The following is a 16409-nucleotide window of genomic DNA, read 5'->3' as shown; positions in this document are numbered from 1 at the left end:
TTACACTATGATACTACAATCTTCATAAAGTGAGTTTTTTTTGCTTTTGGTTTAATATAAGATATGTTTCTTGCATTGTAAGTGTTTTGAGATATTAACGGCACCTTTATTCCTCTGTCTATAGTGAAAGCTGTAACTATTGCTGAATGATATATTATTTCTTTATAATCCTCATATTGAATTAAATCTCCCAAACTTAAGCTTTCTATACTTGGTACTTCAAAAGCTTTTAACCCCTTCATTTTCTTCTTTGCTCTTACCTTCAAAGTCCAATAAAGTGCATGAGCTACAGCCCAGGATACAGACCAAGTATTTCCTTTATACCACCAGGGCGATGAATCATAGGCAAAAGGAGCGCCTCCAGCTTTTAAGCATTGAGATACAAAATTTGAACAATTTCCTCCACCTTCTCCATGAGAAGAAAAATACTTATACTCAGGATTAGGATTAAGAGCATACGTTAATGCATACCTTACAGCATTTTCTCCATTATAGCCGTTAACCTTATAAAAATTACCATAATACTCCATAAAATTCTCCAATTAAAATATTATTGATAATATTTTATGCAAAAGATTTAGAAAAGTTTTTTTATTTTATAAAAATTAAAGGACTTAAGCACTGCCTAAGTCCTGAATTTCTCTATATTATTTTTTTGCTCTTCTAATTATTCTTATCACAGGGATAATAATAATAACAGCAATTAACATTTCCGGTATTCCATTTGTAAGAGCTATTCCATAGATTACCTTTGCTATTGAAGCTGCACTTGCCTTAAATACTACTGCTACCTTTTCCCTATAAAGCAGATATATCATCGTAAGCACGCCAAAAGTATTAGTAGCAGTTCCCACAGCAGCTGCAACACCAATTTTAAGGCTTTCGCTTTTACCTATCATGTACTTATAGGTATAAAAAGCTGTAATAGGTATTAACACTCTCGGCAAAACAGATACAAGAGGATTTTGAAAAGCAAAAAACAGCGCACTGGAAGGTGCAACATAATTTTGCACTAAACTAAAGCCCCCAAACATTAATCCAATAAGCATTCCCACAACAGGTCCTTCAACTAAAGCTCCTATAATAACAGGAATGTGCATTAATGTAGCTCTTGCCATTGGCAGTTGTATAAACCCAAGAGGTGTCAACGCCATTATAATAGAAATAGCTGACAGCATACCTACAATAGTAAGCTGCCTTGTACCAAGCTTTCTGCTGGTACTAGTTGTTGATACATTTTGATTCATTTTACCCCTCCGTTCTTACTCCCCTAAAGGATATAAGTCGAAATTTAAATTTATAATACTTTGTTCGGTTTCTTAAGAATACCGACATAGTTATTTTATCACTTTCTTAATAATTTTTCCAGATATAGCTGTAAAGTTTTAATACTTAATCTGGTCAAAAAACAATCCTATTAACAATATTTTTATCTACTAAGAGAGTATTATGAAGCTCATCTAAATATAATACATATTATATTCTTCATCAAATTTATTATACTCTTCAATTAATTGATATAATGTTATAGAGTCTACTATTTTATTTATACTGTTATTCATCTTGTTCCAAACATTTATATTTAAAATTCTATCGATTTTTTCTTCTTCTTGCTTATCCTGTGAAATAACGCATAAATCCCCTTCTAAAGCTCTTAATATATCCCCAACGGTTGTACTATTTCCTTTATCACCTAAAGAATACCCACCCTGAGCCCCTTTTTTACTCTTTATTATTTTTTTCTTAGAAAGAATAGAAAATATTTGTTCAAGATAGCTTTCTGATATATTCTGTCTTTCTGATATACTTTTTATAGTTATACTTTCATTTACTGAATTTAAGGCTAAGTCCACCATAGCTTTTAGTCCATATATACCTTTTGTGGATATTTTCACAGTAAATCACCTCATTTTCTTAGTAACCCTATTAATCTACTAGGATTGTATTATATCTTTTTAATTATGTCAACTTTACAAAATAAAACCTCTTCTTTTGAAGAGGTTTTATTACTATATGGATTTTAATAATCCCAGCTTTGCCAGACTGTAAATGGAGTCTTTTTCTTCTTTTATTACAATGCTTTCCACAATACTCTTTCTATCTTCTGAAAGCTTAAATAAGAAAGGGGCAATATCTCTTAATTTAAGTCTTTCACTAGAACTTAACAAACGTTCACGCACACTGCTGTTATATAATGACATACTTATTTGTGATATCTCATTTTTACACTGTTCTTCTAATTGTTCTTTTAAAATACCCTTATCCATGCAGGATTTAAGTGCTAAACCAATTTTAACCAAAAGTTTTTCGTCAATCCAATTCTTATTTTCATCTAAAGCTTTTAATAAAAATTTTACAGATTTAGTTAGCTGGTTCATATATATACCTATATCATCTTTACCCATAGTAAAAGCTAAAAGCACCATTGCTGTAGTCTCAAGCTTTGAATACATTGTATCTTTGCTTATGTCAGCAAAACTGCCATCTGCAAACTGATTTTTTGCTAATACTATAAGTATAGTTCTTCTTGGATAATTTAAATCCAGTATATAATTATCACTTTTTTCTGCAGCTTCTTTATTTGATGCAGCTGAAGCTGGACTATACACAAAGGTAGGTACATCTAAAAAATTTGCACGTGCTATATTTTGTCTTGCTTCTTCAGACACATTAAGCGGAACTATATGGGTTATAGGCATGCCTAATACTGGATCTTCTATTATTTCAAGCATTATGAAAGAAGTTTCAGGACTTACAATAGAGGCTTCCTTCGATATTTCAATTACTTTTTTTCTCATTGAATCATAAATTTCTCCTCTTTCAGTTTTCATCCTCTCTTCTATGGACTCTATTCTCTTTCTGCTCCAAACCTTTTGTATAAGCTCAGCATTTTCGTTTAAATCCAAGGTATCTAAATCAATTGTTTTTATATAATCTTTATCTCCAACCTTACCTTTAATAGTTATCTTTCCTTCTATTTCCCCTGCAACTCTGGCAAATATAGAAAAAGGCTCTCTGTCATACAGATAGTCAATAGTTCTTGGATAGGTTTTTTCTACTATCATACTTCCCCAATCTATTTCTTGAATATCTACCTGTGGATTTTCAATTCTTCTGAATTGTTTTAACACAACATCCTCTATTCTCTCACCTTCATAAATAAATTCTGCCTTTCCGTAACCTAACTGTGCAAGCTTATTTATCACATAACTATTTGCAGAGGTATCTACGCCAAAAGTAAATATTCTATTATCCCCTATATTATCTCTTACATATTGAAGTACAGCTTCCTCTTGTTCTATTACATCATCTGTGAAAAGGAGAATAGTGCTGCAGCCTGTATCATTTTTTTCTGAAAGAGCATATTTTAAAGCTTCAAATATCTGTGCACCTTTTTTATCTTGCAGACTGTTAATCCATTCAGTTGCTTTTCTTAAATTGTCATCATTAAAAGGTACTTTACCTGAATCTGAAAAGAAGTGGAGACTGCTTTCAAATGCTACAATATTAAAACTGTCTCCTTCTGAAAGATTTCTTATACAAAGCTGAAGAGCATTTTTAGCCTGTTCTAATTTAGTACCTTTCATAGAATGAGAAATATCAATTAAAAATATGTAGTTATTAGTTTTTTCCTCTTCATTGCTTTCCAGCTTGGGTAAAACTCTAAGGTACAGTATTCCCTTATCTTGTTCATAAGCTTCATACTTATAAATCATGCCAGCAGCTTCTTCAGGCTTTTCTTCTTTTAAAACAAGTACAAAATCCCTATCAAGTTTAGTATTATACTTATTAAAAGTTACCTTGGCAAGATTATTTCCTTCTTCCCACTCAACATTAATCTTATGTGAAGGAGATTGTATATTAACTTTACTGAGTGGTTCAATAAGCAGGTTTAAGCTTGATTTATAGTTTTCTGATGATTCTATCGAAGCGTTTCTCTCATCAGAGTCTGCTAGTCTAGGGTATAATATAGATGGTATTGTCAACATTAAACTATTATCTTCATATGTCAGTGAATCCATATAAGAAAATTTTATTTTAACAGATTCCCCAGGCAATATTTGACCTATACTAAATTGAAAAACATTAGGATTAGGCTGATCTAAAGAGAGTACATTAACTTTAGTCTCATTGGATTCTTCATATATTCTCTTAGCTTCTTCCTTATCTTCTACAACTGCTTTTAATGTTCTTTCTCCTAAAGCAGCCTCAAAACCAGTAATAACAGCTGTATCTGGTATTGGGAAAGTGTATGTGCAATTTATATTATTATCTCCATTATTTATATATACTTGATTGATTGAAATCTCAACAAATTCTCCACACAAGTTCCCAGTAATACTTACTTCCTTTAAACTTACATTTCCCTGTAGCGCTTTGCTGTCTTTAAGACCATAACCTAACATATAGTTCCTCCCACAAATAAATCTTTAATCTTACAACATACTATTTATATTTTCCATATAGAAAATATTTATTAAAAAAATTATATTTCTTTTTTATAAATCCTGTAAGTTCTATAGTTTATAGCTCCAAGCTTCTCTATATCTGTTCTCATAGCTATATTTGTTTCTCCTATAGTAGAACCTTCAGCATAGTTATAACCATTTTTGATTCCATTTATATAAAGCTTATTAAGCATAGTGCCGCTGACAGCCTTTTTTCTAAACTCTGGGATAACAAAAAGTACGAAAACTCTAAACCAATCTATCTTTTTTCTGTACCAAAGAAATTTTAAAAAACCAAAAGGCAGCAATTTTCCATCCATTTTTTTAAGTACTTGATTATAATCAGGCAAAGCTATACCAAACCCTATAGGCTTTCCTTCGCTTCTTGCTATAACGATAAGGTTCTTATCTGCCATAGGCTTAAGCTTTGCACCTTCCGCCCTGATTTCTTCCTTAGTAGGAGGAATTAATTCTTCCCATTCTTCAGGCATAGATATATCAAGAACCTTTTTAATATCCTCCATTTCCTTATCCATATCTTTAAGATTAATCTCATCTACAGTAAAGTTATATTTTTTCATAGCATAATCCGCTATTTTTGAATACCTGTCCATGTTAATAGTATGTAAATTATGATAATATGCATATAAATCCAAATGCTTAACAAATCCATAGTCTTCAAAAAAATTTATATAATACTCTGGATTATAAGAATTCATAAGAACTGGAGAGCCGTCAAAACCTTTAATTAATAATCCTTTATAATCATCTCCGTTAGTTGGAGAAATAGGGCCTTTAACCAGCTTTTGTCTTCTACCTCTTAACCATTCTATTGCTTTATCAAAAAGAGCAAAAGCCACCTCTTTATTTTCAATACTCTCAAATAAAGTAATATATCCTTCTTTTACATTTTTCTTTTCATTTAAATTTTTATTTATTCCTACACATATTCTTCCTGCAGCCTCTCCATTAAGATAAGCCATGAAAAAAGCATGTTCTCCACTCATAAAAAGAGGATTATCTTTCCCTAAAAGAGTATTCAAAAGATCCCTTTTTAAAGGTGGAACCCAAAACTTATCATTCTTATATATAAACCAAGATAACTCAATAAATTTCTTTAATTCTGCCTTGTCTTTAATCTCGATTATTTCAATCATTATTATTCATCCCCCTGTTTATTTAAAGCTTAGTGAGATAATGGAGCATTAAGCCTTGCGTCAACGTCAAAATTTTCACCTAATTCATAATCAAATTTGTGTCCCCATAGCATTATTTCCTTTAAAAGTTCTTTTTTATCTTCATAAGTACTATTATTGTACTTAGCTAACAATTTTTCTATGTTGTTTTGATACAATCTCTTATTGCCTAATATGTCCTCTAAAGCTTCAACAACTTCCGATTTATTATCTGCTACTTTACCTATATTGTACTTTTCTATCATAGTTAGAGTGCCTCTATCGTTAGAGGTTGCTTTTCTAAAAGTAATTTCTGGGGTTTTATTTAATAAGCTTTCAATAAAAATTCCTGCTGAAGGTCTGCCAATAATACAGTCTGCAGCAGCTAAAATTTCATCGAATTTTTCTATATACTTAAAAGTAATTAAATTTATATGGAAGCTTATTCCATCAAAATTATTTAATTTATTATAAATATTTTCATCCCTACCACATATCACAATTAAATTCAACGGCTTATCATAATTTTTATATATTATCTTAACCATATCTAAAAGTAAAGATCCACCTATACTTCCACTGGCTAATATTACAGTATCCATACCATTATTAATTTTGTACTTTTCTTTTATAGCTTCTATATCCTTTTCAGTAAAATGCTTTCTCTCAGCTAAAGGACCAACAACTATATATTTAGCTTCATTATTTTGCTCTAACTTTCTATCTGGATTTTTATAAATAAAATTTTTATATCCAAAAAAAACAAAATCTTTATAGTACTTTAAAATATACTTAACTTTCTCTAAAAAAGTAGTATTTCTGTTTAATTTATAAGAATAATAGGTTTTACTGAAATCATAGTTCCTTATTGCTTCTCCTGTTTCATTAAAATAACATATATGAGTTGCATAAGGATTAACTAAATCAATAAATATAGAAATTTCCGTTATAAAAATATAAAATGGTATTCCTTTTTCCTGTGCATAGCTTCCTATTGCTTTATTAAAGCCATCTGCTGTACATACTATAATATCTGGGTTTATTTCTTCAAGCTTTTCATGATAAAGCCCTGTACTTGACACTTCAATGAAAGGAAGTATAAAAATTCTTAATATAAAATTCAAAAGCACGTCCACAGTTTTAATTAAATTCTTTTTTATGCAAAAATTCCACATTTTAACTATAATATTAATACTGCTGTCTCCAATCATTTCACTGCCTGCATATTTTACTATCTCTACATCTTCTTCTTTAAGCATATCTTCCAATATGCTAGCCATTCTTAAATGACCCATTCCCATCTTCTCATAGACTATTAAAATTTTTTTTGCCATTAAATTAAACCTGCCTTCCTAGGATTTCATTTGTTTATAAACTGTAGATGTGCAAATAAAAAACTATATAAAATAATTATACTACAAGCCTTGATAAAACAAAATAGAAGTTCTGCTTAAAACAAAACCTGAGAACTAAATCTCAGGTTATATCAGTCCCTTCAGCATAAGTCCAGCAGCTGCCAAAGCTGCCTTCTCCTTCATTGAAGCATAGCCTTCAATATTAAATAATATAGCTCCATCATTTTCTTTTCCTTCCCTTATAAAAAGTCCATCAATATTAGCTATTATATTTCCTTCTGAATCTTTTCCTTCTCTTATATAATATCCATCCAAATTTGCAATTATTTCTCCATTAACTCCGCTGCCCTCTCTTATATACTTACCATCTAAGTAAGCTATAATATTAGAGCTTACTTCTTCACTTATCTTTACATAATTTCCATCTAAACAAGCCACTATTTTCCCTTTATCAGAATAACCTTCTCTTATATACCCCATTTTATATTCCCCTTTTATCTGTTTTTTATAATGCAATCTCCCTATTAAAGTTTATGTTTTTAAAAAAATAACTATTACAATAAATGTAATTTTAAGTTTAATGTATAAAACATAATGGTATGACTATACTTATAAATAAAACATAATTAATATGAAAAAGAGGATTTCTATGAGATATTTAATAGTTTGTTTAATAAAAGGAGAAGCTTTAGTGTTTCATGAAAAACTGGTTGAAGATGTATGCAGTAAGTTCCAGGTAAAAAGACAAAGACTTCCAGCACATTTTACTATTAAAGCTCCCTTTGAAACAGAAAATATACATGAGGTTGAAAAGCTTACGGAGGAATTTTGTAAGAATACAAAGGCTTTCGAAATATTAGTAGAAGATTTCGGCCATTTTGGCAATGCTGTGGTATATATGGATGTAAAGCCTTCGAAAAATGCAGTTAAGGTTCATGATGATTATATTGATGTACTGAAAAATATAGCTTGGCTTGACTGGAAACAAAATGAAGGTAAAGGAAGAGTATTTCACTGTACTGTAGTTTCTAAACTTCCTTCTTATAAATTTCAAAGTATCTGGCAATATGTTTCCAGATTTCAGTTTCATTTCTCTACATATTTTAATAATATATCTATACTTTTATGGGAAAAAAATAAGTGGATTACCTATAGAGAATTTGAATTAAAAAAGTAATTTTTATCTTTGGTGATATTGCAAACAAGGTTTAATCTTAGGTGGGCAAAAACCCACCTTAAATCATCTCTTCCGTTAAAAATTCCGTTAAAAACTGAATTCTTTTAATAAATTCCTCAACTAAGCTCTCAAGTTCTTCTAAGTCATTAGACTCTGCATAAATCCTGCACAACGGTTCTTCTGAATCTGGAAGAACAAGTACCCAACTATGTTCAAAATTAAACTTAACTCCCTCAATTAAATCCACAGATTTAGAATTATTCTCTTCTATCAAATTTCTTAAAACTCTTCCTTTCAAATTCCACGGACAGCTTATTTCCTTACTTTTGCAGTAGTATTTTGGAATATTTGCCATAATACTTGATAAAGGAATATTTGCTTCTGCCATCATATTTAATGTATAGATAAACATTGCAACGCAATCTAAACTCATTAAATAGTAATTTGTAATCTCTTTTTTACTTATTTTTTTCTCATTTTTAATATAATTTTCTAATATACTTTTTTGAGTTGTTTTTGTCTTTATAAATTTTGCACCATTAGCCTTTGCTATTTCTGCCATGACTTCTGAACCTGTAACAGATGCTACTAAAGTATTAAACTTTGTAGACTTTAAAAAAACTAATGCATTTAGAGCTTCATAAAGATTATCCTTAACTATATTTCCTTTTTCATCAACTATTACAGCATATTCTCCTTCATCTTTTATGTAGATCCCTAAATTTGCTTCGCTTTTCACAACTTCTCTACTTAAACCTAAAAGATCATTAAACTCATTATAAAGCTTGAAATTTATTCTAAGTTCAGAAAATATATTTTGTATAACAGAAAGTAATATAGGGTTTCTTACACTTAAAATAATCTTATATCTTTGGTTTCTTATACTATCTACTCCTACCCTATTTATTATTTGTCTAATATAATATTCTGATGTTTCAGATAGATGAATTATTCGTTTGAAAGCATCAGTTTTTGCTCTTCTAAAATCCTCTTTAATAAAACTATTTTGGATTTTTCTTTCCATCGCTTTATCAATATTACAACCATTTGCATCCATAAATAATATATTTACCTTTTCAGGATTTTCATTATCTATTGAAACATGGATTGCTCCCTGTATTCCAAAGAAAAACGTTATAAATCTTGTCATAGGAGTAGCCATTTTTTTTAAATCATATACTTCTATTCCCATAGATAAAAGTCCTGTAGCAAGGGCATATTTCAGCATCTGAGCTGCCCCACTGTCACTGCAACTTAAAGCTACCTTTGATTCACTCTTTAGTAAAGAACCATAAGCTGACCCTAATTTACACACAAATTCAGGAGTTATATCAACATTAACTTCTCCACTAACTCCACTTTTACCAAACAATGTGCGTGAGAGCTTGCCACCCCATATTATATTTTCTTTAACCACAGTACTTCTCTCTATATCCTTGTTAGGCCAAATTCTAACTCCTGGTTTTACTACGGTTCTCTCTCCAATTAATGTTTCGTCACCAATAACACAATCTTCAAATATAGATGCTTTAGACTCAAGCTGAACATTATTACATACTACAGCCCCTTTTATCTCTGCTCCACTTCCTACATAGCAATTATTGAGAAGAATACTTCTTTTTATCTTAACACCATTTGATATAATATTACATTTTCCTAGTACACTAAATGCACCAATATCTGCACCATTATATATTTTGCACCCACTCCCTATAAATGCAGGTGCTTCAATGTTAGCATTTGGCGAAACTTCACAATTGTCACCTATCCATATTCCATCCTTAAATTTTTCTCCCTTTATTTTAACTTTTACAAATCCTTTTAATATGTCAAAATGACAATGGATATACTGTTCTAAGTTTCCTATATCACACCAATAGCCTTTTGCTGTATACCCATACATAGGCCTATCCTCTTGCAATAATATAGGAAATAAATCATTACTAAAATCAAATTTTTGATCTTTGGAATAATAGGAAAATATCTCTGGTTCCAAAATATATATGCCTGTGTTAGCCTTATCACTAAAAACCTCTCCCCAGCTAGGCTTTTCTAGAAATCCCTTTATTCTATCTTCTTTATCTGTCACAACCACTCCATATTCTAAAGGTACAGCTACCTCTTTTAATACTAAAGTTGCAACTGCACCCTTTTCCTTATGGAAATCTATGGCTTTTGATATATCGATATCCGTTATGGAATCTCCACTGATTACTATAAAAGTATCGTCTAAAAAATTTTCACCATTTTTTACACTTCCTGCAGTTCCTAAAGGAGATTTTTCAATAAAATATCTAATATTTACTCCAAATTCTTTTCCATCCCCAAAATAATTCATTATTTCATCTGGTAAATACTGAAGTGTAACTGCTATGTCAGTAATATCATTCTTTTTTAAAAGTTCTATAGCATACTGCATAACTGGCTTTTCTAATATTGGCATCATTGGTTTAGGAATGTTGCAGGTAAGCGGTCTGAGTCTGCTCCCTTCCCCACCTGCCATAATAACCGCCTTCATAATTCTCTACCCCTCCACCTCATATTCCCTGCTATTTTTATCTCATAGAACAATTATTATCTGTAGTCCCTTTTTCCATTATAATTTAAATAATTTGTTTCTTTCTTGTTCTTTTTACTTTTGTTTCCTTCTCATCTTTTTCCTTTAGTTTATCATTCTTAACTTTGCTCTTTTCCTCCTCTTCACCTTTTTTCTTTTTTGTACTGCCTGCTCTCTTTTTCTTTGGTTTTTCTTCTTTAATTTCCCATTCACTGTTCTTAGCCTCATTTTTAACTTTTTCATATAAGTTTACAGTACTTTGAGCAATTTTATCCCATGTATATTTTTCTGCTGCTAGATTATACCCGTTTTTACTTATAACTTTTCTTAATTCTTCATCTTTAAGTACATCTATAATATTTTCTTTCAAGCTGTCCTTTGAGCCATTTAAAACTTTAATTCCATTGACCTTATGTTCTATTATTTCTTTAAGCCCCCCAACTTCTGATACTACTACAGGACATCCGGCAGCCATTGCCTCCAAAGCAACTATGCCAAAGGGTTCGTAAATCGATGGAAAAACAGCTAGATCCGATACCTTGTACATTTTTCTCTTTTGTTCTTCATCCATATAGCCTGTAAATATTACTTTACTCTGAAGTCCTAATTGTTTAGTTCTCTCCATAAGTTCATCAGTCATAGGACCCTTACCTGCTATTATAAATTTAACATCTTTATAACTGTTTATTATATCTGGTGCAGCTTCAATCAAAAGCTGTATTCCTTTTTCGTATACATGCCTTCCAATATAAAATATTATTTTTTCTTCATCTAATGCATATTTTCGTCTAAATTCAATACTATCAAAATCAATATTAAAATTCTCTAAGCTTATGCCATTTGGAATTACTGAAAACTTGTCATCTGGAATATTGAAAATATTTTTTACCTCATCCTTCATAAATTCACTGCAGGTAATTACTTTCCAGCTTTCATAAGTAAGCATCCATTCTGCAGAAGATATGTATCTTTGCATATCAGTTCTTATTCCACCGTTTCTGCCATGTTCAGTAGCATGCATTGTACATACAACAGGTATGTTATAAGACCATTTTAATAGTTTTGCACTATATAAAGCCAGCCAATCATGTACATGAATAATATGAAACTTACCTGTATTATTAATAAGTCTTACTGCCTCTTCAGCCATAGCAAAGTTTAAATGCATAACCCATTTTGTAAAATCTTCTGTGTCTATGCTGTAAGGAACGACCCTATGTACAAAAACACCATTATCATCTTCATAAATAGAAGCATCCCCCTCAATGCAAGTAATTACATGAACCTCGTGACCTAAATTCTTTAAACTTTTTGATAAAAAGTAAACATGGTTTGAAATACCTCCTATATTTTTAGGCGGATATTCCCAAGACAACATTAGTATTTTCATAATAATTCCTCCTAATATTAGTATATGCTTGTACCAAATGACAAAATCTTAATTTTACAAATTTAATTTATATTTTAAAATTTATACTATATTACCAATTATAAACAATTGTTTTTTTATTTCAAGTCCAAAACATTTATTTTGATTGTATGTAAACGGTTAATTTAAATTTTTTTAACTTCAGATTGTAATTAGCACTACACTTTGAATTTATATGCTTTACTAGAAAATTCACTTTTTTTTACCTACTTCATATTATGTAGTGAAAGCTGATAAGCTTATTAACATAAAGAGAATGAGGTGGGTTTTTATGAGAAAATGTTACAACTGTAACGGGAAAACATTAGGTTATGTAAAAGGAAACACAATATATGATGCCTTTGATAATGAGGTAGGTTTTTTTGATGGAAATTCTCTATATGATAGATTAGGTTACCGTATAGCTTATTATAACAATAACAAATTTTATGATAATTATGGAGGGTATGCTGGATATCTATACGGAAACAGTATTTATAATTCTTCAAATTATTATGTAGGATATACAAATACTGCTTTTGATTTTCTGCTAGCCTTAGCCTTATTATTTTTATTGTTATAATTAAAAGGCTGCTACACAACTAAATTTAAATACTTAGCTGTGCAGCAGCTTATTTTTATTTATATAATATTCAAACTAATCCTGATTATCATTACTGTTATTTATCTTTGGAATTGGCATTCGAAATAAAATATGTGACAAAGGCTTCCACTCGAAAGGAATAAGAGGCCAAGTATACTTCTTTCCATTCTTAAAGGAATTTGTTTTATAAGTAATTATAAAGATTATAATAAGTGCTGCAGTAAATCCATAGATATTAAACAACCCTGTCATTATCAGTAATAGTAATCTAAAAATACGTATAGCCATAGCAAATTCAACACTTGGCGTAGCAAAAGTTCCTATTCCTGCAAGTGCCATATAAAGTACAGTCTCAGGTACAAATAAACCTATTTTTACAGCAAATTCACTTAACATCAAACCTCCAATTATGCCTAAAGAAGTAGATAGTGCATTTGGAGTATGAATAGATGATATCCTCAATAAATCCAGTCCAAATTCAAGTATAATAAATTGAACAAATAAAGGTATATTGCTAGACTCTTTAGGTCCAAGAAACTGCAAAAAACCTGGAAGAAACTGCTTATTATTCACTAATAAAAGCCATAATGGAAGTATCACAAAAGCTGAAAGCATTCCTAAAAAGCGCACCCATCGTATATAAGTACCTACAGCTATGTTTTGATAGTAATCTTCTGCATGCTGTGTAAAATGAAACATTGTAACAGGAAGCAGCATAACACTAGGAGAAGTATCCACAATGACTGCAATATGCCCCTCCATCAGGTGCGCAGCTACAACGTCTGGCCTTTCTGTAAATTTAACCTGAGGAAGAGGATTATACCAATGTTTTTTTATTATTAACTCTTCTAAGGTTTTTTCTGCCATTACCAAGGCTCCGACATCTATCTTATTTATTTTATCTTTAATTTCTTTTATAAGTTTCTCATCAGCTAAATCCTTTAGATAGGCAATAACCACATCAGTTTTAGAACGTTTTCCTACACTATTAATCTCAAATATAAGATTAGGATCTCTAAGCCTTCTTCGTATGAGAGAAGTATTAAATATAATTGTTTCTACTAATCCGTCTCGAGAACCCCTTGTAACCTTTTCTAAATCAGGCTCCTCAGGACTTCTCACTGGATACTCTCTTGCATCAATAATAATTCCTTCCTCTTGACCATCAATTATTAGTGCAACTGCTCCAGCTAATACTGAATCTGTCAATTGCTTTATATGTGAAAAACTCTCTACTTCGATATATCCTATTTTATTTTTCATTAAAGTATTAATAGTATCCTTTGATATATCTTCTTTTTTTACAGGCTGAAGAACTTCTAAAATTCTAAGCATAATATCATCTTTTGCAAAACCATCAATAAAAACCATATAAGCTTCTATTTGTCCAATTTCTATCTCTCTGCCAATGATATCAAAACTTTTTTCAATTGGGAGGCTTTGCTTTATAATTTCTATATTTTTTTTAATATTTTTAGTTAGTTTAATATTATCTGAACTATTCATATTCTCAATCCTTTTCAAATACCATTAACATTTTTATTATTTGTATAAAAAAGTTTTTTATACTAGCCATATTAAAAATCAAAGCTGAAATATAAAACGACCTCTTAATTATTAATTAAAGAAGTCGTTTTATATTATTCTAATTTAAATTATATGTTTTCATTATTATAAACCTGTTATCTCCATATCATTACAAATGTACCGGCAGTAATTAATATTCCTGCTATTAAAGTTTTTGTAGTAAATTGTTCTCCTAAAATAAAAAACGATAAAATTAAAGTTAAAACAATACTTGATTTATCTATAGGTGCAACCTGGGATACATTCCCAAGAGCTATAGCCTTATAATAAAATATCCATGATAAGCCTGTAGTCAATCCAGATAAAATTAAAAATATCCAGTTACGTTTTGTTAAACCCATAATGCTGCTCTGCGCTCCGGTGGCAAAAACAATTCCCCATGCTAAAACAATAATTACAACCGTTCTAATAGCAGTAGCCAGATTTGAATCCACACCTTTTATACCTATTTTAGCAAGGACTGAAGTTAAAGCAGCAAATACTGCCGATAAAATTGCAAATAGCTTCCACATATTTTATAACTTTCCTTTACTTATATTTTGAAGTTTTCATTATTTATTCCATAGCCCAGCTGCCTCTAAAATTGCTCCTGCCATAGGATTATTGCCCAATTCTAAAAAACATCATTTTAACATATGCTGGGAATAATGGAAAACCTGCAAAAAGTAATTAGATTATTTTATAGAAATCCTGATTATTTTTTTAGCATTTCTCCTATAGCTGCTATATTTCCAAAAGTCGATAACGTTTCATTAGGTAATATTAACTTATTAGCAGGATTTTTAGCCATCTCCTGTAAAGCTTCTATTTGCTTTAATGCTATTACTGTTTCGTTTGTACCAGACTCAATTATTGCTTTATTAACCTGTTCTATAGCCTTTGCCTGTGCCTCTGCTATAGCTTCAATAGCCTTTGCTTTACCTTCAGCCTCTAAAAGCTGAGATTCTTTCAAACCTTCTGCCCGTCTAATAGCAGCTTCCTTTTCAGCTTCAGCTGCAAGAATCTTAGCCTGCTTTTCACCTTCTGCTCTAGCAATTTCACTTTGCTTTTGACCTTCTGCTTGAAGTATTGTTGCTCTCTTGTCTCTTTCAGCCTTCATTTGCTTTTCCATTGCCTGCTGTATTTCAGCTGGAGGTATTATATTTTTAATTTCAACAGAAAGTATTTTTATACCATAAGCATCAGTTATTTCATCTACAACTTTAAGAAGATCTGAATTAATTTTATCTCTTCCAGATAAAACCTCATCAAGAGTCATGTTACCAACTATATTCCTCATATTAGTTATAGTTGAATAAACAATACCTGATTTATAGTTTTCAATATTGTAAACAGCATCTTTAGCATTCATTACTTTATAGAATATGACATTATCAATACTAATCTTAACATTATCTTTAGTTATAACATTTTGTGGTTCAATATCTAATATTTGCTGCTTAGTTGAAATCTTTTTTCTTACAAAGTCAATAAAAGGAATCACAAAATGCCAGCCTGGCTCTAAAACTCTATGAAACTGACCTAACCTTTCAACTACATATAAACTACCTGTATTTACAATTTTTATTGATGACAATACTAAAATTAGCAAAATAAGAAATATTACAAATGAAAATAATAATCCTGCGTTATTCATTATTTATTTTCCCCCTCTATTTTTAATTCTTTAACATATTTTTTTACTGTAAGCTTGTTGCCTTCAATACCTGTAATTATTATCCTGTCACCTTTTTTAACAGGATCTCCGATATTTTTTATAGTCCAATAAATACCGTCTAATTTTACCATTGCTTTTTCAACTAAATCTTCATCTACAGTTAATTCTCTTCCCACATAGCTTTCTTCCATAGTTGCTGTTTTCTTAACTGTGCCTTTAAGTGTATTTTTCATCATTGGATATCCTACAGCCATAGAAATTGCACTGACAGCAATAAAGGTTATTATCTGCACTCCTATAGAGGCATTAAAAATTAATGCAATTATAGCTGCAATACCTCCAACTGTAAACCACAAAAACAAAAAAGCACTAGTAGCTATATCTATAACTAAAGCTAAAACAGAAATAATTATCCATAGCATTAAAGAACCCATTACACTC

At 30.4% G+C, this 16409-nt stretch carries 15 protein-coding genes; 2 read left to right on the top strand and 13 right to left on the bottom strand.

The annotated features are described in order from the left end of the window. Nucleotides 1–5 precede the first annotated feature (5 nt). The 7 genes from M2651_RS08920 to M2651_RS08890 form a co-directional block, all read right to left on the bottom strand. On the bottom strand, nucleotides 6–530 hold the full coding sequence (locus M2651_RS08920) for an amidase domain-containing protein (protein WP_252132003.1): 525 nt from the start codon (nucleotides 528–530) through the stop codon (nucleotides 6–8). A gap of 117 nt (nucleotides 531–647) precedes the next feature. Next, the gene (locus tag M2651_RS08915) at nucleotides 648–1247 is read right to left on the bottom strand and encodes an ECF transporter S component (RefSeq protein ID WP_252132002.1); all 600 of its coding nucleotides are present in this window, start codon (nucleotides 1245–1247) and stop codon (nucleotides 648–650) included. Nucleotides 1248–1460: 213 nt separating this feature from the next. Continuing rightward, nucleotides 1461–1895: an RrF2 family transcriptional regulator gene (locus M2651_RS08910; RefSeq protein ID WP_252132001.1), complete on the bottom strand. Its 435-nt coding sequence runs from the start codon at nucleotides 1893–1895 to the stop codon at nucleotides 1461–1463. A gap of 114 nt (nucleotides 1896–2009) precedes the next feature. Next, entirely contained in the window at nucleotides 2010–4406 is a 2397-nt protein-coding gene (locus M2651_RS08905; protein ID WP_252132000.1) for a VIT domain-containing protein, read from the bottom strand. Nucleotides 4407–4486: 80 nt separating this feature from the next. Next, nucleotides 4487–5605: a hypothetical protein gene (locus M2651_RS08900; protein WP_252131999.1), complete on the bottom strand. Its 1119-nt coding sequence runs from the start codon at nucleotides 5603–5605 to the stop codon at nucleotides 4487–4489. A gap of 29 nt (nucleotides 5606–5634) precedes the next feature. Further along, the gene (locus tag M2651_RS08895) at nucleotides 5635–6957 is read right to left on the bottom strand and encodes a glycosyltransferase (RefSeq protein ID WP_252131998.1); all 1323 of its coding nucleotides are present in this window, start codon (nucleotides 6955–6957) and stop codon (nucleotides 5635–5637) included. A 147-nt stretch (nucleotides 6958–7104) separates the two neighbouring features. Further along, nucleotides 7105–7458, bottom strand: a complete 354-nt coding sequence (locus tag M2651_RS08890) for a hypothetical protein (protein WP_252131997.1) — start codon at nucleotides 7456–7458, stop codon at nucleotides 7105–7107. A 169-nt stretch (nucleotides 7459–7627) separates the two neighbouring features. On the opposite strand from M2651_RS08890, the gene M2651_RS08885 reads away from it, so the two are divergent. Then, the gene (locus M2651_RS08885; RefSeq protein WP_252131996.1) at nucleotides 7628–8155 is read left to right on the top strand and encodes a 2'-5' RNA ligase family protein; all 528 of its coding nucleotides are present in this window, start codon (nucleotides 7628–7630) and stop codon (nucleotides 8153–8155) included. Nucleotides 8156–8213: 58 nt separating this feature from the next. On the opposite strand, the gene M2651_RS08880 is transcribed toward M2651_RS08885, so the two are convergent. Next, a complete protein-coding gene (locus tag M2651_RS08880) occupies nucleotides 8214–10673 on the bottom strand; it encodes a sugar phosphate nucleotidyltransferase (RefSeq protein WP_252131995.1) in 2460 nt (819 codons plus the stop codon). 85 nt (nucleotides 10674–10758) lie between these two features. Beyond that, entirely contained in the window at nucleotides 10759–12102 is a 1344-nt protein-coding gene (locus tag M2651_RS08875) for a glycosyltransferase family 4 protein (RefSeq protein ID WP_252131994.1), read from the bottom strand. A 310-nt stretch (nucleotides 12103–12412) separates the two neighbouring features. On the opposite strand from M2651_RS08875, the gene M2651_RS08870 reads away from it, so the two are divergent. Beyond that, entirely contained in the window at nucleotides 12413–12703 is a 291-nt protein-coding gene (locus M2651_RS08870; RefSeq protein ID WP_252131993.1) for a 5-fold beta-flower protein, read from the top strand. A gap of 75 nt (nucleotides 12704–12778) precedes the next feature. Here M2651_RS08870 and M2651_RS08865 read toward each other — a convergent pair whose 3' ends face one another. The 4 genes from M2651_RS08865 to M2651_RS08850 form a co-directional block, all read right to left on the bottom strand. Then, nucleotides 12779–14230: a spore germination protein gene (locus M2651_RS08865; RefSeq protein ID WP_252131992.1), complete on the bottom strand. Its 1452-nt coding sequence runs from the start codon at nucleotides 14228–14230 to the stop codon at nucleotides 12779–12781. Nucleotides 14231–14406: 176 nt separating this feature from the next. Next, nucleotides 14407–14823: an EamA family transporter gene (locus tag M2651_RS08860; protein ID WP_252131991.1), complete on the bottom strand. Its 417-nt coding sequence runs from the start codon at nucleotides 14821–14823 to the stop codon at nucleotides 14407–14409. A 182-nt stretch (nucleotides 14824–15005) separates the two neighbouring features. Further along, complete coding sequence (locus tag M2651_RS08855; RefSeq protein WP_252131990.1) at nucleotides 15006–15947, bottom strand: SPFH domain-containing protein; 942 nt, start codon at nucleotides 15945–15947, stop codon at nucleotides 15006–15008. Then, nucleotides 15947–16402 carry an NfeD family protein gene (locus M2651_RS08850; protein ID WP_252131989.1) on the bottom strand — a complete coding sequence of 152 codons (456 nt, stop codon included), beginning with the start codon at nucleotides 16400–16402 and terminating at the stop codon, nucleotides 15947–15949. The genes M2651_RS08855 and M2651_RS08850 overlap by 1 nt, the downstream gene beginning before the upstream one ends. Nucleotides 16403–16409 lie beyond the last annotated feature (7 nt).

Source organism: Clostridium caldaquaticum, assembly GCF_023806125.1.
Lineage (GTDB): Bacteria > Bacillota > Clostridia > Clostridiales > Clostridiaceae > Clostridium_AT > Clostridium_AT caldaquaticum.
The sequence above is the reverse complement of the archived record's forward strand: the minus strand, read 5'-3'. Positions and strand labels throughout refer to the sequence as shown.